This window comes from Rhizobacter sp. Root1221 (assembly GCF_001425785.1).
Lineage (GTDB): Bacteria > Pseudomonadota > Gammaproteobacteria > Burkholderiales > Burkholderiaceae_C > Rhizobacter.
On sequence record NZ_LMDI01000018.1, the window covers coordinates 1 to 23840 of the forward strand.

At 67.2% G+C, this 23840-nt stretch carries 26 protein-coding genes and 2 tRNA genes; 22 read left to right on the forward strand and 6 right to left on the reverse strand.

The genetic code is table 11. The annotated features are described in order from the left end of the window. Window positions 1-794: 794 nt before the first annotated feature. From ASC87_RS14335 to ASC87_RS14355, 5 genes are all read left to right on the forward strand, one after another. Window positions 795-870, forward strand: a tRNA-Asp gene (locus ASC87_RS14335). Window positions 871-882: 12 nt separating this feature from the next. Next, window positions 883-961 (forward strand) — tRNA-Arg (locus ASC87_RS14340). A 41-nt stretch (window positions 962-1002) separates the two neighbouring features. Further along, window positions 1003-1578 (forward strand): HNH endonuclease, encoded by a 576-nt coding sequence (locus ASC87_RS14345; protein ID WP_235582171.1) that lies wholly within the window; start codon window positions 1003-1005, stop codon window positions 1576-1578. Between the two features lie 42 nt (window positions 1579-1620). Next, window positions 1621-1809 (forward strand): hypothetical protein, encoded by a 189-nt coding sequence (locus ASC87_RS14350; RefSeq protein WP_056662922.1) that lies wholly within the window; start codon window positions 1621-1623, stop codon window positions 1807-1809. A gap of 14 nt (window positions 1810-1823) precedes the next feature. Next, window positions 1824-3041 (forward strand): RtcB family protein, encoded by a 1218-nt coding sequence (locus ASC87_RS14355; RefSeq protein ID WP_056662924.1) that lies wholly within the window; start codon window positions 1824-1826, stop codon window positions 3039-3041. A gap of 199 nt (window positions 3042-3240) precedes the next feature. On the opposite strand, the gene ASC87_RS14360 is transcribed toward ASC87_RS14355, so the two are convergent. Next, the gene (locus tag ASC87_RS14360; RefSeq protein WP_056662927.1) at window positions 3241-4128 is read right to left on the reverse strand and encodes a LysR family transcriptional regulator; all 888 of its coding nucleotides are present in this window, start codon (window positions 4126-4128) and stop codon (window positions 3241-3243) included. Between the two features lie 149 nt (window positions 4129-4277). Here ASC87_RS14360 and ASC87_RS14365 point away from each other — a divergent pair, with 149 nt between their 5' ends. The 7 genes from ASC87_RS14365 to ASC87_RS14395 all read left to right on the forward strand — a co-directional run bounded on the left by ASC87_RS14365 (window position 4278) and on the right by ASC87_RS14395 (window position 10677). Next, window positions 4278-5171 (forward strand): transporter substrate-binding domain-containing protein, encoded by an 894-nt coding sequence (locus tag ASC87_RS14365; RefSeq protein ID WP_056662931.1) that lies wholly within the window; start codon window positions 4278-4280, stop codon window positions 5169-5171. A gap of 35 nt (window positions 5172-5206) precedes the next feature. After that, window positions 5207-5992, forward strand: coding sequence for an aspartate/glutamate racemase family protein (locus ASC87_RS14370; protein ID WP_056662934.1), 786 nt, complete (start codon window positions 5207-5209; stop codon window positions 5990-5992). Window positions 5993-6008: 16 nt separating this feature from the next. Next, on the forward strand, window positions 6009-7484 hold the full coding sequence (locus tag ASC87_RS14375) for an aspartate ammonia-lyase (protein WP_235582172.1): 1476 nt from the start codon (window positions 6009-6011) through the stop codon (window positions 7482-7484). Window positions 7485-7606: 122 nt separating this feature from the next. After that, a complete protein-coding gene (locus tag ASC87_RS14380; RefSeq protein ID WP_056662936.1) occupies window positions 7607-8503 on the forward strand; it encodes an amino acid ABC transporter substrate-binding protein in 897 nt (298 codons plus the stop codon). 55 nt (window positions 8504-8558) lie between these two features. Then, complete coding sequence (locus ASC87_RS14385; protein WP_056662939.1) at window positions 8559-9269, forward strand: amino acid ABC transporter permease; 711 nt, start codon at window positions 8559-8561, stop codon at window positions 9267-9269. Then, on the forward strand, window positions 9266-9931 hold the full coding sequence (locus ASC87_RS14390; RefSeq protein WP_056662942.1) for an amino acid ABC transporter permease: 666 nt from the start codon (window positions 9266-9268) through the stop codon (window positions 9929-9931). The genes ASC87_RS14385 and ASC87_RS14390 overlap by 4 nt, the downstream gene beginning before the upstream one ends. Window positions 9932-9942: 11 nt before the next feature. Then, complete coding sequence (locus ASC87_RS14395; RefSeq protein ID WP_056662945.1) at window positions 9943-10677, forward strand: amino acid ABC transporter ATP-binding protein; 735 nt, start codon at window positions 9943-9945, stop codon at window positions 10675-10677. 423 nt (window positions 10678-11100) lie between these two features. On the opposite strand, the gene ASC87_RS14400 is transcribed toward ASC87_RS14395, so the two are convergent. Together ASC87_RS14400 and ASC87_RS14405 are read right to left on the reverse strand one after the other, a co-directional pair. Then, on the reverse strand, window positions 11101-11727 hold the full coding sequence (locus ASC87_RS14400; protein WP_056662948.1) for an FMN-dependent NADH-azoreductase: 627 nt from the start codon (window positions 11725-11727) through the stop codon (window positions 11101-11103). A 21-nt stretch (window positions 11728-11748) separates the two neighbouring features. Next, window positions 11749-12066, reverse strand: coding sequence for a multidrug efflux SMR transporter (locus ASC87_RS14405; protein WP_056662951.1), 318 nt, complete (start codon window positions 12064-12066; stop codon window positions 11749-11751). Window positions 12067-12160: 94 nt separating this feature from the next. Here ASC87_RS14405 and ASC87_RS14410 point away from each other — a divergent pair, with 94 nt between their 5' ends. From ASC87_RS14410 to ASC87_RS14420, 3 genes are read left to right on the forward strand one after another with little or no spacing between them, the layout of a single operon-like run. Further along, window positions 12161-12532 (forward strand): helix-turn-helix domain-containing protein, encoded by a 372-nt coding sequence (locus tag ASC87_RS14410; RefSeq protein WP_056662954.1) that lies wholly within the window; start codon window positions 12161-12163, stop codon window positions 12530-12532. A gap of 42 nt (window positions 12533-12574) precedes the next feature. Continuing rightward, the gene (locus tag ASC87_RS14415; RefSeq protein WP_056662957.1) at window positions 12575-13306 is read left to right on the forward strand and encodes a GntR family transcriptional regulator; all 732 of its coding nucleotides are present in this window, start codon (window positions 12575-12577) and stop codon (window positions 13304-13306) included. Between the two features lie 43 nt (window positions 13307-13349). Then, entirely contained in the window at window positions 13350-13964 is a 615-nt protein-coding gene (locus tag ASC87_RS14420) for a methyl-accepting chemotaxis protein (RefSeq protein ID WP_056662960.1), read from the forward strand. Between the two features lie 70 nt (window positions 13965-14034). Here ASC87_RS14420 and ASC87_RS14425 read toward each other — a convergent pair whose 3' ends face one another. Both ASC87_RS14425 and ASC87_RS31885 read right to left on the reverse strand, forming a co-directional pair. Beyond that, window positions 14035-15009, reverse strand: a complete 975-nt coding sequence (locus ASC87_RS14425; RefSeq protein ID WP_056662963.1) for a sugar phosphate isomerase/epimerase — start codon at window positions 15007-15009, stop codon at window positions 14035-14037. A 5-nt stretch (window positions 15010-15014) separates the two neighbouring features. After that, window positions 15015-15167, reverse strand: coding sequence for a hypothetical protein (locus ASC87_RS31885; protein WP_157604048.1), 153 nt, complete (start codon window positions 15165-15167; stop codon window positions 15015-15017). Between the two features lie 9 nt (window positions 15168-15176). Here ASC87_RS31885 and ASC87_RS14430 point away from each other — a divergent pair, with 9 nt between their 5' ends. Further along, the gene (locus tag ASC87_RS14430) at window positions 15177-16160 is read left to right on the forward strand and encodes a LacI family DNA-binding transcriptional regulator (protein ID WP_056662966.1); all 984 of its coding nucleotides are present in this window, start codon (window positions 15177-15179) and stop codon (window positions 16158-16160) included. 82 nt (window positions 16161-16242) lie between these two features. Continuing rightward, on the forward strand, window positions 16243-16737 hold the full coding sequence (locus tag ASC87_RS14435) for a GyrI-like domain-containing protein (RefSeq protein ID WP_056662969.1): 495 nt from the start codon (window positions 16243-16245) through the stop codon (window positions 16735-16737). Between the two features lie 675 nt (window positions 16738-17412). Here the strand turns inward: ASC87_RS14435 and ASC87_RS14440 are convergent. Beyond that, window positions 17413-19725, reverse strand: a complete 2313-nt coding sequence (locus ASC87_RS14440) for an NADP-dependent malic enzyme (protein WP_056662974.1) — start codon at window positions 19723-19725, stop codon at window positions 17413-17415. A gap of 328 nt (window positions 19726-20053) precedes the next feature. Between ASC87_RS14440 and ASC87_RS14445 the strand changes: the two genes are divergently transcribed. The 5 genes from ASC87_RS14445 to minE all read left to right on the forward strand — a co-directional run bounded on the left by ASC87_RS14445 (window position 20054) and on the right by minE (window position 23809). Beyond that, the gene (locus ASC87_RS14445) at window positions 20054-21034 is read left to right on the forward strand and encodes a 1-phosphofructokinase family hexose kinase (RefSeq protein ID WP_056662976.1); all 981 of its coding nucleotides are present in this window, start codon (window positions 20054-20056) and stop codon (window positions 21032-21034) included. Further along, complete coding sequence (locus ASC87_RS14450) at window positions 21031-21852, forward strand: shikimate 5-dehydrogenase (RefSeq protein ID WP_056662979.1); 822 nt, start codon at window positions 21031-21033, stop codon at window positions 21850-21852. The genes ASC87_RS14445 and ASC87_RS14450 overlap by 4 nt, the downstream gene beginning before the upstream one ends. A gap of 66 nt (window positions 21853-21918) precedes the next feature. After that, entirely contained in the window at window positions 21919-22680 is a 762-nt protein-coding gene (gene minC, locus ASC87_RS14455; RefSeq protein ID WP_056663323.1) for a septum site-determining protein MinC, read from the forward strand. Window positions 22681-22726: 46 nt separating this feature from the next. Then, window positions 22727-23542: a septum site-determining protein MinD gene (minD, locus tag ASC87_RS14460; protein ID WP_056662982.1), complete on the forward strand. Its 816-nt coding sequence runs from the start codon at window positions 22727-22729 to the stop codon at window positions 23540-23542. A gap of 6 nt (window positions 23543-23548) precedes the next feature. Next, the gene (minE, locus tag ASC87_RS14465) at window positions 23549-23809 is read left to right on the forward strand and encodes a cell division topological specificity factor MinE (protein WP_056662987.1); all 261 of its coding nucleotides are present in this window, start codon (window positions 23549-23551) and stop codon (window positions 23807-23809) included. The last annotated feature ends 31 nt before the right edge of the window (window positions 23810-23840 follow it).

Sequence of the window (23840 nt, forward strand, 5' to 3'; positions counted from 1 at the left end):
CAGTTGTATCGACGACGAAGGCAAGCCGCGCAAGCCTTCGCCGCCGCCAGTTGTATCGACGACGAAGGCAAGCCGCGCAAGCCTTCGCCGCCGCCCAACCGCCCCTGTTCAACTGAGGGGGAAATTATTCCGGACAGTAGTGGGCGAACGCCGGGATCTCCAGCGGTGGACGGGAACGCTGCTGTTCAGCGAGAAGGTGGAGATCCCGGCCTGCGCCGGGACGACAGGGCTGTGTGGGCAACCTCGGAGGTCGGGCGCCCACTGCCCGCGGGCGTCTCGCGAATCGAGTCGCACGCTCGCTCTTCGGATCGCGGCGCGACGCCGTGCCGAAATATCAGAAAGAGTGTTGACGGACTGGTAAAGACTATTTACCATCCGGCTTCAGTTCACCCAAACACACCCTCACCACCGCCCCAAGGATCCACCGTGCACCGCCCAGCCCACCTCCAACGCACCACACCCGCCCAGGGTTCGTTTGCGTTCGTGCGTGGCACGGACGGCAGCCGCCGCGGTGATGAGGATTGCCCGCTCCCGGGAGAGGGAAGCGCCTGACCGCGCACCCTCCACGCTCTGCTCGCAGAGGCCCGGCATCCGACAGGATCCGGGCCTTTTTGTTTTCCGCGGCAGCCGCGTGCCGCACCACTTCGGGTGTGTCCTCGCACTCCGTCATCGCCAGCCACCGGGTGTGGGCGGTGCGGGATGTGCGCGGCGCCACCGGCCCTCGTGCAGCGAGACACCACGTCCGACGGGACGACTCGCGCGGCGGGCACAGCCGAAGTGGTTTTTGTTCGAATGCCTCGTTAACTCAGTGGCCAGAGTGCCGACCTGTCTAGTCGGAAGCCGCGGGTTCGACTCCCGCACGAGGCGCCAGCATTTGATTCTGTCCCGTTAGCTCAGTTGGATCCAGAGCGCCGGTCTACGAAACCGGAGGTCGCACGTTCGAGTCGTGCACGGGGCGCCATGTTCACCGCGTTACCTGATCGCCCGCGAAAGGAGGGCCCCGTGTTATCCGACACCCACCAGCACGTGCTGCAACTCGACCTGCTCGGCACGCCACAGGCATGGATTTCCGTCGAACAGGCCGCGGTGCACCACGCGAGCGGCACTGTCGTGTGGGTGGACGGCGACGGCCCGCTGCGCACGCTGCGTGGCGGCTGGAACGCGGTCACCGGCCGGCAGTCGGCGATCGAGGTGTTCCCCATCATCGCGGTGGGCGGCCACTCGCGCATCAACCTGTTCGACGTGGCGCCCGCCGTGACCCGCCGCAAGCTGTTCCAGCGCGACCGGCACACGTGTGCCTATTGCAGCCAGCGGTTTGCCGACCGCGACCTGCAGTGCGAACACATCGTGCCGGCCAGCCGCGGCGGGCCGTGGTCGTGGATGAACCTGGTGGCCGCATGTGGCGCATGCAACGGCCGCAAGGCCGCGCGCACGCCGGCGGAGGCGGGCATGCCGCTCGTGTACCTGCCGTACGTGCCCAGCCGGTTCGAGGACTTCCTGCTGGCCGGCCGTTCGATCCGCGCGGACGTGCACGACTGGCTGGCGGTGCGCCTGCCAAAAGGATCGCGGTTGAACTGAACTTGCCGGCGACGGCAGACGTCGAAATGAGGAGAAGAGGGCATGAACCCCATCCAGCGGGTCACCGTGAAAAAGAACGAACGCGCACTGCTGCTGCGCAACGGCGAGTTCGACCGTGTGCTCGAACCGGGCCATCACTGGCTGTTCGCGCCGGTCGACCACCTCCGCGTCGAGGTGATCCCGCTCGAGCGCCTGGACCAGGCGCTCGCCGGGCGCCTGCCGCAGCGCTGACAAGGAGAAACGAGATGGAGCAGAACTGGATCGAAGAGACCACCCCCGGCGGCGTGCCGGTGAAGATGTGGACGCGGGGCGTGCCCGTCGAGGACGAGGCCCGGCGCCAACTGACCAATGCCGCGCGCCTGCCGGTGGTGTTCCACCACATCGCGGCGATGCCCGACGTGCATTTCGGCATCGGCGCCACCGTCGGGTCGGTGATCCCGACCGTGAGGGCGATCATCCCGGCCGCCGTGGGCGTGGACATCGGCTGCGGGATGATGGCGGCGAAGACCACGCTGCGGGCGGAAGACCTGCCCGACAACCTGGCCCCGCTGCGTTCGGCCATCGAACGCGCCGTGCCACACGGCCGCAAGCCGGGCGCCCGCGACCCCGGGGCGTGGCACAAGGTGCCGGGGTCGGTGAACTCGGCCTGGGCACAACTCGAACCCGAGTTCACCGAGCTGTGCCGCGACTACCCGAAGCTTGCGAAGACCAACCACCTGCAACACCTGGGCACGCTCGGGGGCGGCAACCACTTCGTCGAAGTGTGCCTCGACGAGGCGGGGTTCGTGTGGTTCATGCTGCACTCGGGTTCGCGTGGCGTGGGCAACTTCATCGGCTCGATGTTCATCGAACTCGCGAAGCAGGATGCGATGCGCAACAACGTGCACCTGCCCGACCGCGACCTCGCGTACTTCGAGGAGGGCGCGCGCTACTTCGGTGACTACGTGCGGGCGGTGGGCTGGGCGCAGAAGTTCGCGGCGCTGAACCGCGAGGTGATGATGAAACGCGTGATCGAGGCCGCGAAGACCGTGATCCGCAAGAACTTCCAGAGCCACGTCGAGGCGGTGAACTGCCACCACAACTACGTGCAGAAGGAACGCCACTTCGGCGAAGACGTGTACGTCACGCGCAAAGGTGCGGTGAGTGCCAAGGCCGGGCAACTCGGCATCATCCCGGGCAGCATGGGCGCGCGCAGCTACATCGTGCGCGGCAAGGGCAACCCGGAAAGCTTCGACAGCTGCTCGCATGGCGCCGGCCGGACGATGAGCCGTGGCGAGGCCAAGCGCCGCTTCACGCTGGCCGACCACCGCGCCGCCACCGAGGGCGTGGAGTGCCGCAAGGACAAGGACGTCATCGACGAAACACCCGCGGCCTACAAGGACATCGACGCCGTCATGGCCGCGCAGAACGACCTCGTGGACGTGGTGCACACGCTCAAGCAGGTGGTGTGCGTGAAGGGCTGATACCGACGGCCCAGCGCCGCGCCATGGCATGAACATGCGTTCACAGAGGCGTGGCCGGTGCGCAAAGGTCCCCCTTTGAGTGCCGCAGCGCAATCGAGGAATTCGCGGATGCGGGAAAGCTGGGGCGAGGCGCACCATTCGCGCGGTGAGTGACGCCCCCGACGATCCAGAACGCGTGTGCTGCCCGCTGCGCGCGGGGCTACTGCGCCGCCGTGGCCTTCTTGAAGGCCTCGATGAAGTCCGACACCGCCTGTTGCGAGCGAATGCCTTGTGGCAGCAGCGCCTTGACGTCCACGGGCACCTCGGGAAGCAGGGTGCGCACGTGCAGGCCGCCGCTCGATGCCGCCTGGGCCGTGAACGAGTCGATGATCGCCGGGCCGAACCCTTCCTCGGCCAGCACCATCGCGATGTGGTGCGTCTGCACCGTGATGCCCGGCTGAGGCTTCAGGCCCAGCCTGGCCCATTGGTCCGCGAGGATGATGCCGAGCGGGTCGCCCTCGTCGATGTGGATGAACGGCGTGCGCAACACCTCGGAGAACGTGATGGTCGTTCGGCGGTCGGTGCCGCGCGTGCCCGCGCGCGATACGCACACCAGGCGTCCGGTGGCGAGCTTCTCTTCGAGCAGCGCGGGGTGCGGCATGCTGCCGTAGACGATGCCCACGTCGGCCTCGTGCAGCGCCATCGCGCGTGCGATGTCGTTCGTGTGCAGGGTGCGGATGGACACCGCCATGTCGGGGTGCCGCCGCCGGAAGATCTGCAGCGCGTCGGGCAGTGCGCGCACGGCCAGCGACGGGACGATGAGGATGCGGAATGCCGTCTGCGCGCCGCTGCCGAGCGCGGTGGAGATACGGCGCACGGCCTCGAGCTGCGACATCAAACGCTGCACCTCGGGATACAGCGACTGCGCCTCGGCCGTGGGCACCAGCCGATTGCGCTGGCGCGTGAAGAGCGCGTAGCCCAACTGGATCTCCGCGTGTTGCAAGGTCTGGGTAACCGCCGATTGCGTGACGTGGAGAAGTCGGGCAGCCCCGCTCGCCGACCCCGTGAGCATCACGGCATGGAACGCTTCGATGTGCTTGAGACGCATGGTGGATGAACTCCTTCGAAATCAGCCGCAAGGGCCATGTATTAGTTCAGCTAATGGTATGTGCGTGAAACGGCTCACACAACGGAACGTGCAATTCGTACTATTTCTTTGCCCAGTCGATTGCACCTTCCGCACAAAGGAAACCCACCATGTCCTCGATCAACAAGCTCATTCCCCTGATCCTGACCGCTGTCGCCGGAGGCGTGCAAGCCCAGCAGCCATCGACCATCGACAAGGTCAAGGCCAGCGGCACCATCACGGTGGGTTACCGCGAATCCTCCATTCCCTTCTCCTACCTCGGCGGCGAGGGCGGCAAGCCGACGGGCTTCGGGTGGGACATCTGCGGAAAGATCGTGGAGCAGGTGAGGAAGGCCACGGGGCGCGCCGATCTGCAGGTGGCCACCCAGGCCCTCACGCCGCAGAACCGCATCCCGTTGATCCAGAACGGCACGGTCGATCTCGAATGCGGCTCGACGACCAACAACGTGGAGCGCGCCAAGCAGGTGGCCTTCGCCGTCAACTACTTCTACACCGGCACGCGCTTCCTGGTGAAGGCCGCATCCCCGGTCAAGGGCTATGCGGACTTGAAGGGCAAGAAGGTCGTGTCCACCACCGGCACCACCAACTTCATGGTGCTTCGCAAGCTCAACCACGAGCAATCGATCGGGTTCGACCTCGTGGCCTCGAAGGACCATGCGGAATCGGCACTGCTCGTGCAACAGGGCCGCGCCGATGCCTTCGGCATGGACGACATCCTGCTTTACGGGCTTCGCGCCAGTTCGGAGAAACCGGCGGATTGGTCGGTCGTGGGTGACCCGATCCAGGTGGAGCCGTACTCGATCATGCTGCGCAAGGACGACCCCGCGTTCAAGAAGCTGGTCGACGACACCGTGACTGGCCTGATGAAAAGCGGCGAGTTCGAAGTGCTCTACAAGAAGTGGTTCATGTCACCCATTCCCCCGCGCGGCATCAACCTCAACGCCCCGATGAGCAAGGAACTGCGGGACAACATCAAGTCGTTCTCCGACAAACCCGCGGCCTGAGCCTGCTTGAACGAATACCCCCATCCAGGACCACCATGTTGATCAAAGATGAACCGCGTCTCGTGCCCACCGTGGCCCGCACGCTGCCCTCCGTCAGCGAGAATTTCGGCGTGGTCGGTGTCCTGGGTGGCATGGGGCCCCTGGCCACCGTCGACTTCATGCGCAAGATGCTCGAGGCCACGCCAGCACACCGGGACCAGGAACACGTTCCGGTCGTCGTGAGCTGCATTCCCCAGGTGCCCGACCGCACCGAGGCGTTCCGCGGTGCCGGCGCCTCGCCGCTTGCCGCCATGCTCGAGAGCGGCCAGCGCCTCGTGGCCGCGGGTGTCGGCAGCATCGTCATCCCGTGCAACACGGCGCACTTGTGGTTCGATGAGCTCCAGGAGGCGATCGACCTGCCGATGCTGCACCTGGTCGACGCGGCCCTCGAAGAGGCGGTGAAGGTGGGTGGCGCGAACGGCCGCATCGGGCTGCTCGCGACCGAAGCGACACTGGCCTCCGGCCTGTACGTCAATCGCAGATCCCCGCGGCTGCCGGCCCACAAGGTGCAGTGGTTGCTGCCGACGGCAGGCGAGATCATGGAACTCGTCATGCCCGGGATCGCCGCCGTCAAGGCGGGCAAGCTCGAGATCGCCACGGAATTCCTCCGCGCGGCCGCCCGGTTGCTGCAGCAGCGCGGCGCCTCCGCGGTGGTGCTGGGATGCACCGAGATCCCCATCGTGCTTCACGCATCGAACGCCCCCCTGCCCGTGATCGATGCCACCGCGGCTTTGGCGCGCAAGGCAGTCATGTGGTCGATGGCATCAAGCTTGCAGGCCTGAACGACGAAACACCCGCATGGACCACCTGATGACCCACTCGAACCCAACGAACCGAACCAATCCCACGAACGCTCGCGAGGAACATGATTTCCTCGGCTCGATGCAGATCCCGCACTCAGCTTACTGGGGCATCCATGCGGCACGTGCGATGGAGAACTTCCCCATCAGCGGGCGCACCATCGGCGAATGTCCGGACCTCATCTGGGCGATGGCCCAGGTGAAGAAGGCCTCGGTCATCGCGAATGCCAAGCTGGGTGTCGTGAAACCCGAAATCGCCAAGGCCATCACGGCCGCGTGCGACGAAGTCATCGGCGGGGCATTGCACGAACACTTCGTGGTCGACGTGATCCAGGGCGGTGCCGGCACCAGCACCAACATGAATGCGAACGAGGTGATCGCGAACCGCGCGCTGGAACTCCTGAACGCGGAGAAGGGGCGCTACGACCTGATCCACCCGAACGACCACGTCAATGCCTCGCAGAGCACCAACGACGTGTACCCGACGGCCCTGCGCCTGGCGGCGTGGCGGGGCATCGACCATCTCCTGGTGGCGATGCGCGACTTGCGGGTCGCACTCGAAGGCAAGGCCGTGAAGTTCGCGGACGTGCTGAAGATCGGCCGCACGCAGTTGCAAGACGCCGTGCCGATGACCCTGGGCCAGGAGTTCCTGTCCTTCGCCATCATGATCGGCGAGGACGAGCTTCGCCTGAGCGAAGCGCGGCTCCTGATCACCGAGGTCAACCTGGGCGCCACCGCGATCGGCACCGGCATCAATGCGCCGGCGGGTTACTCGGCCACCGTCATCCCGTTGCTCGCGGAGATATCCGGCATCCCGGTGGTCAAGGCCGCCAACCTGATAGAGGCCACGCAAGACACGGGTGCCTTCGTGCAACTGTCCGGCGTGCTCAAGCGCGTGGCGTGCAAGCTGAGCAAGATCTGCAACGACCTGCGGCTCTTGTCGTCGGGGCCCCAGGCCGGCTTCGGCGAAATCTTCCTGCCGGCGCGGCAGGCCGGTTCGTCGATCATGCCGGGCAAGGTCAATCCCGTGATCCCCGAGGTGGTCAACCAGATCGCCTTCGAAGTCATCGGCAACGACATGACGATCACGATGGCCAGCGAGGGGGGGCAACTCCAGCTCAATGCCTTCGAGCCCATCATTGCCTGGTCGCTGCACAAGAGCATCATGCACCTGACACATGGGTGCCGCACCCTCCAGCACCACTGCATCGAAGGGATCGAGGCCAACAGGCCGCTCCTCGCGCGCCGTGTGGCCGAGTCCGTGACCCTCGTGACCGCGTTGAACCCGTTCATCGGTTATGAGAAGTCCGCCGCCATCGCGAAGCGTGTGCTGCGTCATGGCGGGACCATCGCGGATGCGGTGCAGGACATGGACCTGATGTCGGCATCGGATCTGGCCGCGCTGCTGGTTCCGGAACGGCTGACACAACCGGTGGCCGAACGCCAGGCCCGGCCTGCCGCCGACGTCGTCTGACCGTCGCGCGCCTGTTCGAAGGGGTGGCGTCATGCGCCAGTGCCTGGCCGCCGCCCCCACGAGTTGGCTGAGCAAGGCCGTCCAGGTTTTTCGTCTCGCGGCTAGCGCCACCGGAGGTTGACATGATGTTCCATGACATGCGGTCGCTGTGCGCAGCGACGTGCCTGGCTGCGCTCGCCTTTTCCGCGTGCGCGGGCCCCGTCCTCGACCGGATCAAGCAGACCGGCAAGGTGGTGATCGCCTACCGGGAGACCTCCGTGCCGTTCTCTTACCTGGCCCGGGCCGAAGGGCCGCCGGTCGGTTACGCGATCGACCTGTGCCAACGGCTGGTGCGGGCGGTCGCGAAGAAGCTCGAGATCGGGACCCTGCGGGTCGAGTACCTGCTGGTGGACAACGCCACGCGCATCTCCAGCGTGGTGGAGGGCCACGCGGACCTGGCGTGCGAGTCGACCACGAACACGGCCGAGCGCCGGGAGAAGGTGGCCTTCACGATTCCCCACTACGTCACCGGTGCGCGGATCGTGGTGCGTGCGGGCGACCCGTTCAATGGGCTGTCGGACTTTCGCGGCAGGAAGCTCGTGTCCACCACCGGGACGAACCCCATGAGGGCCCTGGACCAAGGCAACCGGCTCCACAACCAGGGCATCCTGGTGGGCGAAGTGGCCGATCACGCGCAGGGCATCCTCGCGGTGGAAACCGGCACCGCCGACGGCTTCCTGATGGACGAGGCGCTGCTCCACGGGATGGTCGCCGCCCGCCCCGACCCGTCGCGCCTGAAGATCGTGGGGCGGTACGTGACGGTCGAACCGCTGGCCATCGTGCTGCCCCGGGACGATGCCGCGTTCAAGCGCATCGTCGATGACGAGATGCGCCGGCTCATCCTGTCGGGAGAAGCCGCGGCGCTCCACGACCAATGGTTTCTCCAGCCCATCCCGCCCGGCGGCCGCAGCCTGCATCTCAAGATGCCCTACCTCCTCAAGGACTTCTGGAAGTACCCGACCGACTGGGTACCCAACTGACACGCACCAGCGGCAGGCGCCGCAACAGATTCTGTATTGCAGCAAGGAGATTGAATTGAGCGACTTCTGGGACTGGGGGGTTTTCCTGCGCGAGTATCAAAGCGGGAGCACCTATTTGAGTTGGTTGATGTCGGCGTGGGGGTGGACCCTCTCCGTCTCGGCCTGTGCGCTGGCCACCGGGTTGACACTCGGCACGCTGGCCGGCATCGCGCGCACGCTGCCGCACCGCGCGTTCGTCAGGCTGGGCGATGCCTGGTGCGAGCTGTTCCGCAACATCCCGTTGCTGGTCCAGGTCTTCCTCTGGTACTACGTGGTGCCGGTGGTGGTGCCCCCGTTGGCAGCCGTCCCCGGGTTCGCCATGGTGGTGCTTGCGATCGGTTTCTACACCTCCGCCCGGGTGGCCGACCAGGTCACTGCCGGACTCAAGGCGCTGCCGCGGTTCCAAGGCTTCGCCGGCCTCGCCTTGGGGCTCAGCCTCGCCCAGACCTACCGGTACGTGCTGCTCCCACGGGCCTTCCGGATCATCATCCCCCCGCTCACGAGTGAGGCGATGGCCGTCATCAAGAACTCGTCCGTCGCCTTTGCCGTGAGCATTCCCGAGCTGACGATGTTCGCGATGCAGGCGCAGGAGGAGACGTCCCGGGGCATCGAGGTGTACCTCGGCGTGACGGCGCTCTATTTCATCTCCGCCTTCTCGATCGGCCGCCTCACGCGATTCGTCGAAGGGCGCCTGCGCATTCCGGGCACGGTGGGAGGCAAGGCATGAACGTCGATTTCGCCTTCCTCACCTGGGACGTGATGGGCAGCTTCATTCTCAAGGGCCTCGCGTTTTCGGTGCAACTGACGCTGATCGCCATGGTGGGGGGCATTGCCCTCGGAACCGTCCTTGCGCTCATGCGCCTGTCGGGCCGCCCCTGGCTCGCGATCCCCGCCGGCGCCTATATCGACACGTTCCGGTCGGTGCCGCTCGTGATGGTCATCCTGTGGTTCTTCCTGCTGATCCCGTTGCTGGTGGGCCGGCCCATGGGGGCGGAACTGTCCGCGGTCATCACCTTCACCATCTTCGAAGCGGCCTACTACGCGGAGATCATGCGTGCCGGCATCCAGTCGGTGCCGGCCGCGCAGACGCACGCCGCGTACGCCGTGGGGATGAACTACCGGCAGTGCCTGCAGCTGGTGGTGCTGCCGCAGGCGTTCCGGAACATGCTTCCCGTGCTGCTCACCCAGACCGTCATCCTGTTCCAGGACACCTCGCTCGTCTACGCCATCGGTGCCTACGACCTGCTGAAGGGTTTCGGCGTGGCGGGCAAGAACTTCAACCGTCCGGTGGAGACCTACCTGGTCGCCGCCGTCGTGTACTTCGCCATCTGCTTCAGCCTGTCACTGCTCGTGCGTCGGCTGCAGCGCAAGATCCAGATCATCCGATAGGGGAGCCCGTTGTGATCGACATCCAGAATGTGAGCAAGTGGTATGGCAACTTCCAGGTCCTGGGCGATTGCTCGACCACGATCCGCAAGGGCGAGGTGGTGGTGGTCTGCGGCCCGTCGGGTTCCGGCAAGAGCACGCTGATCAAGACGGTCAACGCACTCGAGCCCTTCCAGAAGGGCGACATTGTCGTCGACGGGGTGAGTCTTTCCGACAAGAAGACCAGCCTGCCCAGCCTGCGGTCGCGCGTGGGAATGGTGTTCCAGCACTTCGAGCTGTTTCCTCACCTGAGCGTGACGGAGAACCTGATCCTGGCCCAGGTCAAGGTGCTTCGCCGCAACGTCGCGGAGGCCAAGCTCCGGGGCCACAAGATGCTCGAGCGTGTGGGGCTGATGGCGCACAAGGACAAGTATCCGGGCCAGCTGTCGGGCGGGCAGCAACAGCGTGTGGCCATCGCTCGCGCGCTGTCGATGGACCCCATCGTGATGCTGTTCGACGAACCCACGTCGGCGCTCGATCCGGAGATGGTGGGCGAGGTGCTCGACGTCATGATCCGCCTGGCCGAAGAAGGCATGACCATGATGTGCGTGACCCACGAGATGGGCTTTGCCAAGAAGGTCAGCAACCGGGTGATCTTCATGGACGCGGGACGCATCGTCGAGGACTGCACGAAGACCGAGTTCTTCGGCAGCCCCCACCAGCGCTCGCCGCGGGCGAAGGACTTCCTGTCGAAGATCCTGAACCACTGAGAAGGACCGAACGGATCCGCCGCCATCCCGGCGTTCGCCCACTACTGTCCGGGATAAATTCCCGTCGCCCCGGCACCCGCCGGGGCCCACTGGTGCCTTCGAGTCGAGCTTTCTCTCAGGCAAAGAGCGCCCCCGGGAGGAGGCCTCCTACGGGGGAACCCCGTGCGCTCGCTTCACCTCGTGCTTGAGGGCGCGCACATCGCTTGCGCCATGTGCGGCGTGCAAGTCTGGCGGCTCGAGAAACGAAGCCGTCACCCCGGCGCAGGCCGGGGTCTCCACCCTGGCCTGGCACGCCGGCGCTGGCACTTGTCTGGCGTTGCGCCGCGGCCCCTGAGGCTACTTCCCCGATGCCTGCTGGCAACGCTTCAACTGGGGAAATTGTTCCGGACAGCAGTGGGCGCACGCCGGGTGGTGGGGTGTTGGTCAGAATGCCGCCGCCAACCGCCTGCATTCGGCGTGGGCCAGGTCCATCGACCGGGCCACGCTGTCGGGTGGGGCCAGTGTCGGCCCGGAGGTCACCTCCACCACGTCGGTGATGCCGAGGAAACGCAGCCAGCGCCGCAGCGGTGGCTTCTGGAAGTCGGACCCGGCATCGACCGGTTCCACCGGGTAGTCACCGGCGCTCGAACAGATCAGCGCGGCCTTGCGTCCGGCCAGCAACCCTTCGTAGCCCGTGTCCCGCGACCAGCGCCAGTTCTGGCCCGGCAGCGTGACGACGTCCATGTAGTGTTTCAGCCGGTAGGGCAGGCCGAAGTTCCACATGGGGGTGCTGACCACCACCTTCGTGGCGCCGTTGAACGCGTGTGACAGCGCCACGGCCCGGGCCCACAGGGCCTGCTGGGCCGGTGTGGCCGCCTGTTCGCGCAACACCGCGAACTTCGCCGCGATCATCGTGTCGTCGAACTCGGGCAGGTCGAGCTGCCACACGTCGGCGGTTTTCACCGGCAGGCCGGGATGGTGCCGCTGGTGTTCCGCGAGGAAGGTGCGGGCCAGTTCGGTGGACCGCGACGTGGCCGACGGCGAGGCCTGGATGTGGAGCAGGTAGGTCATGACGAGGTGCTTTCAAGCATTTCAGGGTTCGACGGCACGCAGGCCCACGGTGCCGGCCACGATCAGCGCGATGCACAGCAGGCGCACGGCGGACACGGATTCGCCGAGCCACAACACCCCCACCAGGACGACGCCCACCGAACCGATGCCGGTCCAGATGGCATACGCCGGGCCGAGGGGCAGGTGGCCCAGTGCCTTGGTCAGCGCGAAGATGCTGGCCGCCGCGGCACCGATGGCGAGTGCAGACGGACCCGGCCGGGTCCACCCGTCGGACTGCTTCAGCGACAACGCCATCACCACCTCGATCAGCCCCGCTGCGATCAGGTAAACCCAGCCCATGTGCGCCTCCCAGGTATCGGACTGCCAACGATGGGGAGAACGATAATGACCGGGCCACCAAGTCACCAGTACGCACCTTTTGGTAACCAGGTCAATGAAACCCGCCGCCACGCAATCCGCCGCCGACGTGTACAGCGAGACCTGCCCGTCGCGCCGGGCGCTCGAACTGATCGCCAACAAGTGGGCGTTGCTGGTGGTCCCGGCGCTGCGGCGCGGACCGGTGCGCAACAACGAGTTGCTTCGCCAAGTGGGTGGCATCTCGCAGAAGATGCTCACGCAGACGCTGCGCGAGCTCGAACTCAACGGCCTCGTGGTGCGGTCCGACCACGGCACGGTGCCGCCGCGGGTCGACTACGCCCTCACCGAGCTGGGTGCCTCGCTCAGCAAGGCGCTGCTGGCGGTGGACCGCTGGGCCGAGGCGCACCACGACCAGCTGCGGCCGGCGAGCCGCCGCACCGGCCGCTGAGCTGGCGCGCCGGTTGGCCGAAGGCGGGGCATCATCGTGAACATGGACCTCGATTTCAAACCCGACCCCTCCGACAGCTCGCCGCTGTACGCCCAGCTTGCCCGCAAGCTCGAGCAGGCCATCCGCGACGGCATCTACCACGTCGACCAGGCCCTGCCCTCCGAGCGCACGCTGTCCGAATCGCTTGACCTGTCGCGGGTCACGGCCCGCAAAGCCATCGAACGGCTGGTCGAACAGGGTCTGGTGGTGCGCCGCCAGGGTTCCGGCAACTACATCGCGCCGCGCATCGAACAGCCGCTGTCGCGCCTGACCAGTTTCGCGGAACAGCTTCAGCAGCGTGGCTACACGCCGTCGTCGCGCTGGATCAACCGCACCACCACCGCACCGTCGCCCGACGAACAACTGCGCCTCGGCCTGTCATCCACCGCCCAGGTGGCACGCCTCGAGCGCCTGCGCCTGGCTGACTCCGTGGTCATGGCGTATGAGGTGAGCGTGTTGCCAGCCGCCTTGTTGCCCGACCCGCAGGCCGTGCAGAGTTCGCTGTATGAGCACCTGGCCCGTTCCGGCAATGCCCCGGTGCGTGCGCTGCAGCACCTGCGTGCCGTGAATGCCACGCCGCAGCTCGCGTCCCAGCTGGGTGTGGAGGTGGGCAAGGCGCTGCTTTACATCACGCGCCTCGGCTATCTCGCATCCGGCCTGGCCGTCGAACTCACCCATTCCTACTGCCACAGCGACTACTGCGACTTCGTCGCAGAAATGAGGCGCGAACCCTGAGCGGCATCTCCCGTTCCGTGGACGTGCGGCATCCGAATGGCTGATGCACACCACGTCGGGCGTGCAGCGTGCCGCGGCCATCGCCCGCAGCAGCGACCCGAGCCTCGTGGCGTACTTTGCGGGCGCCACCGCGTCGTCCGTCGCCCGCACGACCGAGCTGCAGAAGCTGATCGAACAGCACATGAACCTGCCGGACGAGGTGGCCCTGTTCGAGAAGGTGGGCAACCTGCGCAAGGACTACCTGGCTGCGCGCCAGACCGTGGGCGACCTGAAGAAGTCCGGTGACGCCGAGGGCGCCTCGAAGGCGTTTGCCGAACAGTTCGAGCCACGTTCGACGGCCTACCTCGCCGGCGTGAGGGAGCTGGTCGATTCGCAGCAGAAGCAGTCGGGCACGAAGCTCGTGCATGAAGCGGGCAGCACGATGGGCGAGATCGTCGCGAGCGTGCAGCGGGTGACGGACATCATCGGCGAGATCAGCGCCGCCGCTCACGAGCAGAGCATGGGCCTCGGGGCCGTCAACGGCGCGGTCAATGAACTCGACCAGATGACGCAGCAGAACGCGGCGCTGGTGGAGGAGTCGTCCGCCGCTGCGGAAAGCCTGAAGGACCAGGCGGTGAAGCTGTCGGGTGCCGTGGGCACGTTCAGGCTCGGGGCCTGATACCCGCGCGCCATGCGCGGGATCTGGCGCATCGCCCCGTACGCTGCCGGGGCGATGCGACCAGGCGAGATCAGAGCCGCACCCGATTCAGGAAGTCAAAGCCGACCCTCGCCGTACTCAAGGCACTTGTGCCAGCGTCGTCGCGTTCGACGATGTATTCGTGTTCCCCCGCCTTGCTGGCCGCGCGGAAGATGCGCGCGAAGTCGATGACCCCGGTGCCGAGGTCCGCGAACGCCGCCTTGTGGTCGACGAACCGCATGTCCTTGACGTGGAACTGGCGGATGCGGTCGCCCGCGTAGGCGATCAGTTGCACAGGGTCGCGGTGCGCGAACCACGCCCAGTACAGGTCGAGCTCGAAGTGCACGAACCGTGGATCCGTCTCTGCGAGCAGGATGTCGAAGCCGACCCGCGGCGTGTCGTCCTCGAGCCCGGCGAATTCCCAGGAGTGGTTGTGAAAGCCGAAGCGCAGGCCGGCGGCGCGGGCGATCGCGCCGGCGCGGTTGAGGTCCTCGGCATACCGCTGCCACGCCGCGACCGTCGTCAACCCCTTGATCTTCGTGAAGTCGCCATCGGCCGGAAAAGACGTGATCGGACTCAACGGCGTGACGATGTACTGCTGGCCCACGGCCACAGCGTCCGCGACCTGCTGATGCCAGGCGCTGTCATTCCAGGGCTGCGGGATCGCCTGATGCCCGGAGGTCGCGCGCAGGCCGGCCTGCTGTAGCGCTGCCCGGAACTCTGCCGCCGTCCGATTGCCGAAGCCGGCGTGCTCGACCTTGCGGTAGCCGATGGCGGCGAGGCCCTGCAGGGTGGCCTCGAGGCTCAGCCCGCGCAGCGTGTAGAGCTGAATGCTGATGCTCTCCCGCGGAATCGAGCGCCCGTGCCGATCGCCATCGTGGGCAAGGGCCGGCGTTGCCGACGCGCCCAAGAGCGTCGGCACTGCGGCCGCGGCCGCGGCCTTCAGGAAGGCCCGGCGTTTCTCTGGCCCGTTCTTGCCCTGGTCGCGTCTGCTCGAAACCACGGGGTCGTCATTTGCTTTGATCATGATTCTCAGATCTCCTTGTTTGACAGGGTTGCTGGTGGCGAATCGAATGATTGGTGCATTTCAATGTAATCCATTGCATTGACATGATTACCCGCACATACCCGGAGATTTTCTTTTGCGTCCTCGTGGCGATGTAACATCGACGCATCACGTTTCATGGGTGTTTCATGGTCGCAGTAGTGGATGTCGCGCGGGTGGCCGGGGTGTCCACGGCGACGGTTTCGCGCGTTCTCAATGGCCACCCGTCGGTGCGCGAGGAAACGCGCGAGCGGGTCGAAGCGGCGATGCGCTCGCTGAACTACCGCGTGACGGTCGCCGCCCGCTCGCTGCGCACCGCCCGCACGCGCATGGTCCTGGCGCTCGTGCCCGACTTCGCCAACCCCTACTACGCCGAGATCGTGCGAGGACTTGGCGCCTGCGCCCGCGAGAACGACTACGAGCTGCTGCTCTGCGACACGGGGCTGAGCGACGCCCGCGAGCGGATGGTCGCGCAGATGCTCAGCCGCCACTTCTACGATGGGGTGGTCAGCATGGATCCGTACACGACGCAGCAGATGGTCAGCGAAGAGGTTCGCTCGCTGCCCTGGGTGGCGTGTTCCGAGTTCGTGCCGGACGAGCGGATCCCGCACGTCAGCATTGACCACAGGCTGGCCGCGAAAGACGCCGTCCTGTACCTGCTCGCGAAAGGACACCGCCGCATCGCGCTGGTCAACAGCGACGAACGCTACCTGTACGCGCAGCAGCGCCGCGACGGCTATCGGGACGCCCTTCGCGAGGCAGGGCTGCAAGAGCGGTCCGACTACATCCAGATCGTCGGCGGCATCGACCACCCTCTGGGCGAACTGGCCGCGCGGCGGCTCCTTGCCCTCGAGCAGCCGCCGACCGCCGTGTTCGCGGTGTCCGACACGCTGGCGATCGGCGTGATCAAGGCGGCGCTCGCGTCGGGGCGGCAGGTGCCCGAGCATCTGGCGGTGGTCGGGTTCGACGACGTGCCGGTCGCCAGCATTTTCGAACCGTCGCTGACCACCATTGCCCAACCGAGGCGCGAGCTCGGCGAGCACGCGATGCGGCTGCTGCTGCGTCGCATCGCAGGCGAGTTGCCGCCGTCCATCACGCTGGCACACACGCTCGTGGTGCGGCGCTCTGCGTAGGTTCGGCGCTTTCGGTGCTTGACGTGGCCGCCTGTGCCATCTAGAACGTTCTAGTTCAGTCAACACAGCAGAGGAGGTTGCCATGCCTGTCATCTCGCCCCCCCGACTCGAACAACGGCCCCCGCGGCCGTACGCCGCGATCCGTGCTTCCGTGGCGATGTCCGAGATCCCCGCGTTGCTGCCACCGTTGTCGGGCGAGGTGCTCGCCTGGCTTGCCGCCCATGGCGAGGCCCCGGACGGCCCGGAGATGTGGCGCTACCTCGTGATCGACATGGCCGCCAAGCTCACCATCGAAGTGGGCTTCCCGGTGGCCAAGGTGCTGCCGGGCGACGACCGGGTCGTGACGGGCTCGCTGCCCGGGGGCACCTACGCGGTCACCTCGTTCCACGGCCACCCGCAGGGGTTGATGCGGGCCACCGCCGAGTTCCTGCAATGGGCGGATGCCGCCGGCGTGACCTGGGACAAACACGCCGAGGGCCAGGGCGAGGCCTGGCGGTCGCGCATCGAGTGGTACCTCAACGCCGAGTTCCCCGACATGGACAGCTGGGACACGGAACTGGCATTCCTGACCCGCTGACTCACTGGACGCGTGCGCCCAAGCGTCGAGCCATCCCTCTTTTGTCATCCCGGCGCAGGCCCACTGCTGTCCGGGGAAAATCTCGGGTCATCCCGGCGAACGCCGGGACCCACTGCGTCCAGGCGCCGCGACGTCCCGGTCATATCTGGCCTGATACCCTCCCGCCTCAACGCTTCTCTCGACAGCGTGAAAGTTTGGGCCCGCTGCAGGCGACACCTGCTCTGCATCACACGCTCGAGCCCGCCCGTCCAGTGGGTCCCGGCGTTCGCCGGGATGACAACGCTGCGATTGAGTCGACCCATCGGTGAATCGGCTGCACCATCGATGCCTGCTGGCAACGCAGCCATTCAGGTTGATTTTCCCCGGACAGCAGTGGGCGGCGAACGCCGGGATCTCCACCTTTTCGCGGAACAGCAGCGTTCCCGACCACCGCTGGAGATCCCGGCCTGCGCTCACTACAGTCCGGAATAATTTTCTCCGCTTGAAGCTTGGCCAGCAGGCATCGAGGACAAGCGCTTGGCGAGCACGAGACAACTCAATTTCCGAGCCGCCCATCAACGCTGTGAAGCGAGCGATACGACGCCAGACAAGTGCCAAGGCCGGCGTGCCTGGCCAGGGTGGAGGCCCCGGCCTTCGCCGGGGTGACACGGCTGTGCCCCGCAGCAACTTACCGTGTCAGCGCTTCACACCCGCCGCCGCCACGGCCAGCGCCGTCATGTTCACCACGCGCCGCACCGTCGACGACGGGGTCAGCACGTGCACCGGTGCAGCGGCCCCCAGCAGGATCGGGCCCACGGTGACGCCCTGGCCGCCGGTCATCTTCAACACGTTGAACAGGATGTTCGCGGCGTCGAGATTGGGCAGCACGAGCACGTTGGCCGAGCCGGTCAGCGTGGACGACGGCAGCGCCTTCAGCCGCATTTCCTCGCTGAGCGCGGCGTCACCGTGGATCTCGCCGTCGGCCTCGATGTCGGGGCAACGTTCGGCGAACAGGTCGCGGGCGGCACGCATCTTGAGCGCCGAGGCCCGCTTGCTGCTGCCGTACATCGAGTGCGACAGGAACGCCACCTTCGGGGGCAGGCCGAAGTACTGCACCTCCTCGACCGCCATCGCGGCGATGTCGGCCAGTTGCGCGGCATCGGGCTCGTCGTTGACGAACGTGTCGGCGATGAACAGCGTGTACTTGTCGAGCAGCAGCGCGTTCATCGCGGCGAACGTGCGGGCGCCCTTGCGCAGGCCGATGATGTCGCGCACGTGTTCGAAGTGCGCGTCGTAGCGGCCCACGAGGCCGCACAACATGCCGTCCGCATCCCCGAGGTGCACCATCAGCGCGGCGATCACGGTGTTGGAGCGGCGCACGATGGACTTCGCACCTTCCGGCGTGATGCCGTTGCGCCCGTTCAGGCGGTGGTAAGCCTCCCAGTACTGCTTGAACCGCACGTCGTCGGCCGGGTCCACCAGCTCGAAGTCGCGGCCCGCCTGCAGGCGCAGCCCGGCGCGCTCGATGCGCGACGTGATGATCTCGGGCCGGCCGATCAGGATGGGGCGCACGAGCTTTTCATCGAGCGCGATCTGCACGGCGCGCAGCACCCGTTCATCCTCGCCCTCGGCGTAGACCACCCGCTTCGGCATCGCACGCGCCGCGCGGAACACCGGCTGCATGATCATGCCGGTGTGGGTCACGAACCGGTTGAGCGATTCGCGGTAGGCCTCGATGTCGGCGATGGGGCGTGCGGCCACGCCGGATTCGGCGGCGGCCAGCGCCACGGCGGGGGCGATGCGCAGGATCAGCCGGGAGTCGAACGGCGTGGGGATGAAATAGTCGGGGCCGAACCGCAGTTCGCGGCCGTCGTACGCGGACGCCACCTCGGCGCTGATCTCGGCCTTGGCCAGCGCGGCGATCTCGCGCACGCACGCCACCTTCATCTCGTCGGTGATGCGCGTGGCACCGCAGTCGAGCGCACCGCGGAAGATGTACGGGAAACACAGGACGTTGTTGACCTGGTTCGGGTAGTCCGACCGGCCGGTGGCGATGAGGCAGTCGGGCCGCGCCATCTTGGCCAGTTCGGGGCGGATCTCGGGCTCGGGGTTCGCGAGCGCCAGGATCAGCGGGCGGTCGGCCATGGTCTTGACCATCTCGACCGTCATCACGCCGGGGGCCGAGCAGCCGAGGAACACGTCGGCGCCTCGCACCACGTCGGCCAGCGTGCGCGCATCGGTGCGTTGCACGTAGCGCTGCTTCGAGGCGTCGAGCTTGTCACCGCGCTGGTCGTGGATGACGCCCTTCGAGTCGCAGACGAACACGTTCTCGCGCGCCACACCGAGGGTCACCATCATGTCGAGGCACGCGATGGCCGCGGCACCCGCGCCCGACACGGCCACCTTGACCGACGCGATGTCCTTGCCCACGAGTTCCAGGCCGTTCAGCAATGCGGCGCTGGAGATGATGGCCGTGCCGTGCTGGTCGTCGTGGAAGACGGGAATCTTCATGCGCTCGCGCAACTGGCGCTCGATGTAGAAGCACTCGGGGGCCTTGATGTCCTCGAGGTTGACCCCGCCGAGCGTGGGCTCGAGCGACGCGATGATGTCGACGAGCTTGTCGGGGTCGCGTTCGGCCAGTTCGATGTCGAACACGTCGATGCCCGCGAACTTGCGGAACAGGCAGCCCTTGCCCTCCATCACCGGCTTGCCTGCCAGCGGCCCGATGTCACCGAGGCCCAGCACCGCGGTGCCGTTGGTCACCACCCCCACCAGGTTGGCGCGCGACGTGTAGTCGGCGGCGAGCGACGGGTCCTGCTCGATGGCCAGGCACGCATAGGCCACGCCCGGCGAGTAAGCGAGGGACAGGTCACGCTGGTTCGACAGCGGCTTCGTGGGCACCACCGCGATCTTGCCGCGCACGGGGCTGCGGTGGTATTCGAGCGCGGCATCGCGCAGTGCGGCTTCGGCGGGGGACAGCTCCAGGCTGCCTTTTTTGACGTCGGTCATCGGTTCTCTCCAGGGTGCAGCGGCGCGGGCGTGCGCGGCGGATACGGGAAACTTCGCGATGCCGGGGGTGTGGGCAAGGCCGCGGCGCGCGCTGGCTGGACTCGGGTCGCGAGGCCAGCCGGTGCGTCGTGGGGGGGGGGCGGATGGGCGTCGATTCTGTCACCAGTCTGCGCTTTGGAACACCCTGGCGCAACTCGGGTGCACGCTGTAACCTCGTGCGTCCGGCACCAGGCACGCGGATGGCGCCGATGGCTTCGGGTAGAGTGGCCGCTTCGGGCCGGAAATGCCGCATGAACCCCAGTCTCAATCCCCTGATCAGCCACCTCGAATGACGGTCCGCGCGCTCACGGTGTCGCTGAACCCGGCCATCGACCGCACCCTCTGGATCGACACCCTCGACGCCGGGGCGAGCCACATCGCCACGGCCGAACACATCCAGGCCGGCGGCAAGGGGTTCAACGTGGCGGCGGGCCTCGTGTCGCTCGGCGTGCCCGTCATCGCCTGCGGCTGGCTCGGCGCCCACAACGCGTCCCGCTTCGAGGCGGCGCTTGCCCAGCGTGGCATCGTCGACGCCATGGAACGGGTGCCCGGCGCCACGCGCGAGAACCTGCAGCTCACCGACGCGGCCCGCCAGCGGACCACCTCCATCGACCTGCCCGGCATCACCTTCGACACCGTGCTGCGCGACATCGCCGAAGCGGCGCTGCTGCACACGCTGCGCACCCGCCTCCAGCCTGGTGACTGGTGCCTGCTCACCGGCAGCCTGCCCCCGGGCATCGGCGCGGACACGCTGGTCCGCCTGGCCCATGCCGCCGCCGGCCGGGGCGCCCGCCTGGTGATCGACACCGGCGGCGAAGCCCTCGGCGCCGTGTTGCGGCACCTGGCGGACACCGCCATCCAACCGGTGTTTGTCAAACCCAACCGCACCGAACTCGAGGCGCTGGCCGGCCGGCCGCTGCCCACGCTGGCCGACGTGGTGGCCGCGGCGCGCGCCGTGGTGGCGCTCGGTGTGCCCCACGTGCTGGTGTCGCTCGGCGCCGACGGTGCCGTCGCCGTGTCCGCCCATGCCGCCTGGCACACGGTGGTGCCCGTGGTGCCGGTGTGCACCACGGTGGGGGCAGGGGATGCGGTGGTGGCCGGCACCGTGGCCGCGCTGATCGGCGGGGCCGCGTTTGCCGAGGCGGCGCGGTTCGGCCTCGCCTGTGCCGTGCGCCGGGTGCAGCAACGTCCTCCCGACCTCCCGGCGCGCGCGGTGCTCGACACCGCCGCCGCCACGCTCCAACCGGCCGCCTGGCCTGCTCCACGATGAAAAAGACCCTCAGCAAGACCACCCAGCTGTGCATGTCGCTGTCTGCCCGCCCGGGCAACTTCGGCACCCGCTTCCAGAACTTCCTGTACGACGCGCTCGACCTCGACTTCGTCTACAAGGCCTTCACCACCACCGACCTGCCGGCCGCCATCGGCGGCATCCGCGCGCTCGGCATCCGCGGCTGTGCGGTGTCGATGCCGTTCAAGGAGGCGGTGATCCCGCTGCTGGACGCGCTCGATCCGTCGGCGGGCGTGTTGCAGTCGGTCAACACCATCGTCAACGACGGCGGGTTCCTGCGCGGCTACAACACCGACTACCTCGCGGTGCGCCACCTGCTCGACGTGCACCAGGTGCCGCGCGACCTGCGTGTGGCCGTGCGGGGCAGCGGCGGCATGGCCAAGGCCGTCACGTGTGCCCTGCGCGACGCGGGGTTCACCACCGGCACGGTGGTGGCCCGCAACGAGGCCACCGGCCGCGCGCTGGCCACCACCTACGGCTATGGCTGGCAGCCCGACACGGCGGGCCTCGCGGCGGGCCTGGTCGTCAACGTCACCCCGATCGGCATGACCGGCGGTGACGAGTCGGGCGACCTGGCGTTCAGCCTCGGGCTGATCGAACGCGCCCACACGGTGTTCGACGTGGTGGCCATCCCGGTGGAGACCCCGCTGATCGTCGCAGCCCGTGCCGCCGGCAAACCGGTCATCACCGGCGGCGAAGTGATCGCGCTGCAGGCACTGGAACAGTTCGTGCTGTACACCGGCGTGCGCCCGGACCCCGACCTGGTGGCCGAGGCCGCCGCGTTCGCCCGCGCGGCTTGAGTCCCCCGTCCACGAAGGGGTGTGGCACGCGGGCCCGGTACACTTCGCCCCTTTGACGTGTTCCTCATGGCTGCACCTTCCAGCGGTTCCCCGTCCGCCCTCTTCGATCTGAAAAGCGCCGCGTTGACGGCGATGGCGTTGGTGCTGAAGTCCACCGACGTGAAGGCGCTCGCCTCCGCACTGGAAGAACGTTTCGGCAACACCCCCTCGTTGTTCGACCACGACCCGGTCGTGATCGACCTCCAGGCGGTGCGCGAGGCCACCGAGGCCATCGACTTCCAGGCGCTGGCCGCGCTGCTGCGCCAGCACCGCCTGCAACCCGTCGGGGTGCTGGGAGGCAGCGAAGAGCAGATGGCCCAGGCGCTGGCCGCCGGCCTCGGCGACACCCCGGCCCTCACGGTGGCGCCTCCCGCGCCGAAGGCGGCCGCACCGGAACCCGACCCCGTGCCCGCCGTCGTCGACGTGCCGCCGCCCGTGTGGCCGGTGATCCCGTCCGGTGCGCTGGTGGTCGACAAACCGCTGCGGTCGGGCCAGCAGGCCTATGCCAAGGGGCGCGACCTGGTGGTGCTCGCCGTCGTCAGCTTCGGCGCCGAGGTGATCGCCGACGGCAACATCCACGTCTACGCCCCCCTGCGCGGCCGAGCCATCGCCGGCGCGAAGGGGGACAGCAGCGCGCGCATCTTCAGCATCTGCATGGAGCCCCAGCTCGTGTCCATCGCCGGCACCTACCGCACCACCGAAACCGCGCTCCCGGCCGACGTGCTGGGCAAGCCGGCCCAGGTGCGGCTCGACGGCGAGCGGCTCGTGGTCGAGGCGCTGAAGCTCTGAGCCTCCGGGCCACAACCGAATTCAACCAACAAGGATCGACAAACCGATGGCCAAAATCGTCGTGGTGACCTCCGGCAAGGGAGGCGTGGGCAAGACCACCACCAGTGCGAGCTTTGCGTCCGGGCTGGCCCTGGCCGGACACAAGACCGCGGTGATCGACTTCGACGTCGGTCTTCGCAACCTCGACCTGATCATGGGGTGCGAACGCCGCGTGGTGTACGACCTGATCAACGTGATCCACAACGAGGCGAACCTGAACCAGGCGCTGATCAAGGACAAGCAGTGCGACAACCTGTTCGTGCTGGCGGCCTCGCAGACGCGTGACAAGGACGCCCTCACGCAAGACGGCGTGGAACGCGTGCTCAAGGAACTGGCCGAGATGGGGTTCGCGTACATCGTGTGCGACTCCCCGGCCGGCATCGAGACCGGCGCCCTGATGGCCATGCACTTCGCCGACGAGGCGCTCATCGTCACGAACCCCGAGGTGTCGTCGGTGCGCGACTCGGACCGCATCCTCGGCATGCTGTCGTCGAAGACGAAGCGGGCCATCGAGGGCCTGGACCCGATCAAGGAACACCTGCTGATCACCCGCTACAACCCGAGCCGGGTGGTGGGCGGGCAGATGCTGTCCCTCGAGGACATCCAGGAGATCCTGCGCACGCCGCTGATCGGTGTGGTGCCCGAGTCCGAGACCGTGCTGGATGCGTCGAACCAGGGCCTGCCCGCGGTGCACCTGGCCGGCACGGACGTGTCGGAGGCCTACAAGGATGTGGTGGCGAGGTTCCTCGGCGAGGAACGTCCGATGCGGTTTGTCGATGCCGAGAAGCCGGGCTTCTTCAAGCGTCTGTTCGGTGGGAGGTAAAAAGCGATGTCCTTTCTCTCATTCCTTCTCGGGGAGAAAAAGAAGACCGCCAGCGTGGCCAAGGAACGCTTGCAGATCATCCTCGCGCACGAGCGCAGTGGCCGATCGGGGCCTTCCGACTACCTGCCCCAGCTCCAGCGCGAGCTGGTGGCCGTGATCTCGAAGTACGTGTCCATCCGGCCGGAAGACATCCGGGTGAACCTTGAACGCACGGACAACCTGGAAGTGCTCGACATCAAGATCGAGCTCCCCGAAGCGGCTAGATAAGGCCCCCCAGTCGGCTTTCGCCTCCTGCCCC

What these genes read in the sequence shown, in the direction of transcription:
- ASC87_RS14430 (WP_056662966.1), top strand. Translation starts at nt 15,177, where the DNA reads ATGGTCGCAGTAGTGGATGTCGCGCGGGTGGCCGGGGTGTCCACGGCG.
- ASC87_RS14425 (WP_056662963.1), bottom strand. Translation starts at nt 15,009, where the DNA reads ATGATCAAAGCAAATGACGACCCCGTGGTTTCGAGCAGACGCGACCAG.
- ASC87_RS14445 (WP_056662976.1), top strand. Translation starts at nt 20,054, where the DNA reads ATGACGGTCCGCGCGCTCACGGTGTCGCTGAACCCGGCCATCGACCGC.
- ASC87_RS14350 (WP_056662922.1), top strand. Translation starts at nt 1,621, where the DNA reads ATGAACCCCATCCAGCGGGTCACCGTGAAAAAGAACGAACGCGCACTG.
- ASC87_RS14375 (WP_235582172.1), top strand. Translation starts at nt 6,009, where the DNA reads ATGGACCACCTGATGACCCACTCGAACCCAACGAACCGAACCAATCCC.
- ASC87_RS14410 (WP_056662954.1), top strand. Translation starts at nt 12,161, where the DNA reads ATGAAACCCGCCGCCACGCAATCCGCCGCCGACGTGTACAGCGAGACC.
- minC (WP_056663323.1), top strand. Translation starts at nt 21,919, where the DNA reads ATGGCTGCACCTTCCAGCGGTTCCCCGTCCGCCCTCTTCGATCTGAAA.
- ASC87_RS14420 (WP_056662960.1), top strand. Translation starts at nt 13,350, where the DNA reads ATGCACACCACGTCGGGCGTGCAGCGTGCCGCGGCCATCGCCCGCAGC.
- ASC87_RS14380 (WP_056662936.1), top strand. Translation starts at nt 7,607, where the DNA reads ATGATGTTCCATGACATGCGGTCGCTGTGCGCAGCGACGTGCCTGGCT.
- ASC87_RS14390 (WP_056662942.1), top strand. Translation starts at nt 9,266, where the DNA reads ATGAACGTCGATTTCGCCTTCCTCACCTGGGACGTGATGGGCAGCTTC.
- ASC87_RS14360 (WP_056662927.1), bottom strand. Translation starts at nt 4,128, where the DNA reads ATGCGTCTCAAGCACATCGAAGCGTTCCATGCCGTGATGCTCACGGGG.
- ASC87_RS14355 (WP_056662924.1), top strand. Translation starts at nt 1,824, where the DNA reads ATGGAGCAGAACTGGATCGAAGAGACCACCCCCGGCGGCGTGCCGGTG.
- minD (WP_056662982.1), top strand. Translation starts at nt 22,727, where the DNA reads ATGGCCAAAATCGTCGTGGTGACCTCCGGCAAGGGAGGCGTGGGCAAG.
- ASC87_RS14370 (WP_056662934.1), top strand. Translation starts at nt 5,207, where the DNA reads ATGTTGATCAAAGATGAACCGCGTCTCGTGCCCACCGTGGCCCGCACG.
- ASC87_RS14415 (WP_056662957.1), top strand. Translation starts at nt 12,575, where the DNA reads ATGGACCTCGATTTCAAACCCGACCCCTCCGACAGCTCGCCGCTGTAC.
- minE (WP_056662987.1), top strand. Translation starts at nt 23,549, where the DNA reads ATGTCCTTTCTCTCATTCCTTCTCGGGGAGAAAAAGAAGACCGCCAGC.
- ASC87_RS14400 (WP_056662948.1), bottom strand. Translation starts at nt 11,727, where the DNA reads ATGACCTACCTGCTCCACATCCAGGCCTCGCCGTCGGCCACGTCGCGG.
- ASC87_RS14365 (WP_056662931.1), top strand. Translation starts at nt 4,278, where the DNA reads ATGTCCTCGATCAACAAGCTCATTCCCCTGATCCTGACCGCTGTCGCC.
- ASC87_RS14435 (WP_056662969.1), top strand. Translation starts at nt 16,243, where the DNA reads ATGCCTGTCATCTCGCCCCCCCGACTCGAACAACGGCCCCCGCGGCCG.
- ASC87_RS14405 (WP_056662951.1), bottom strand. Translation starts at nt 12,066, where the DNA reads ATGGGCTGGGTTTACCTGATCGCAGCGGGGCTGATCGAGGTGGTGATG.
- ASC87_RS14450 (WP_056662979.1), top strand. Translation starts at nt 21,031, where the DNA reads ATGAAAAAGACCCTCAGCAAGACCACCCAGCTGTGCATGTCGCTGTCT.
- ASC87_RS31885 (WP_157604048.1), bottom strand. Translation starts at nt 15,167, where the DNA reads ATGAAACGTGATGCGTCGATGTTACATCGCCACGAGGACGCAAAAGAA.
- ASC87_RS14440 (WP_056662974.1), bottom strand. Translation starts at nt 19,725, where the DNA reads ATGACCGACGTCAAAAAAGGCAGCCTGGAGCTGTCCCCCGCCGAAGCC.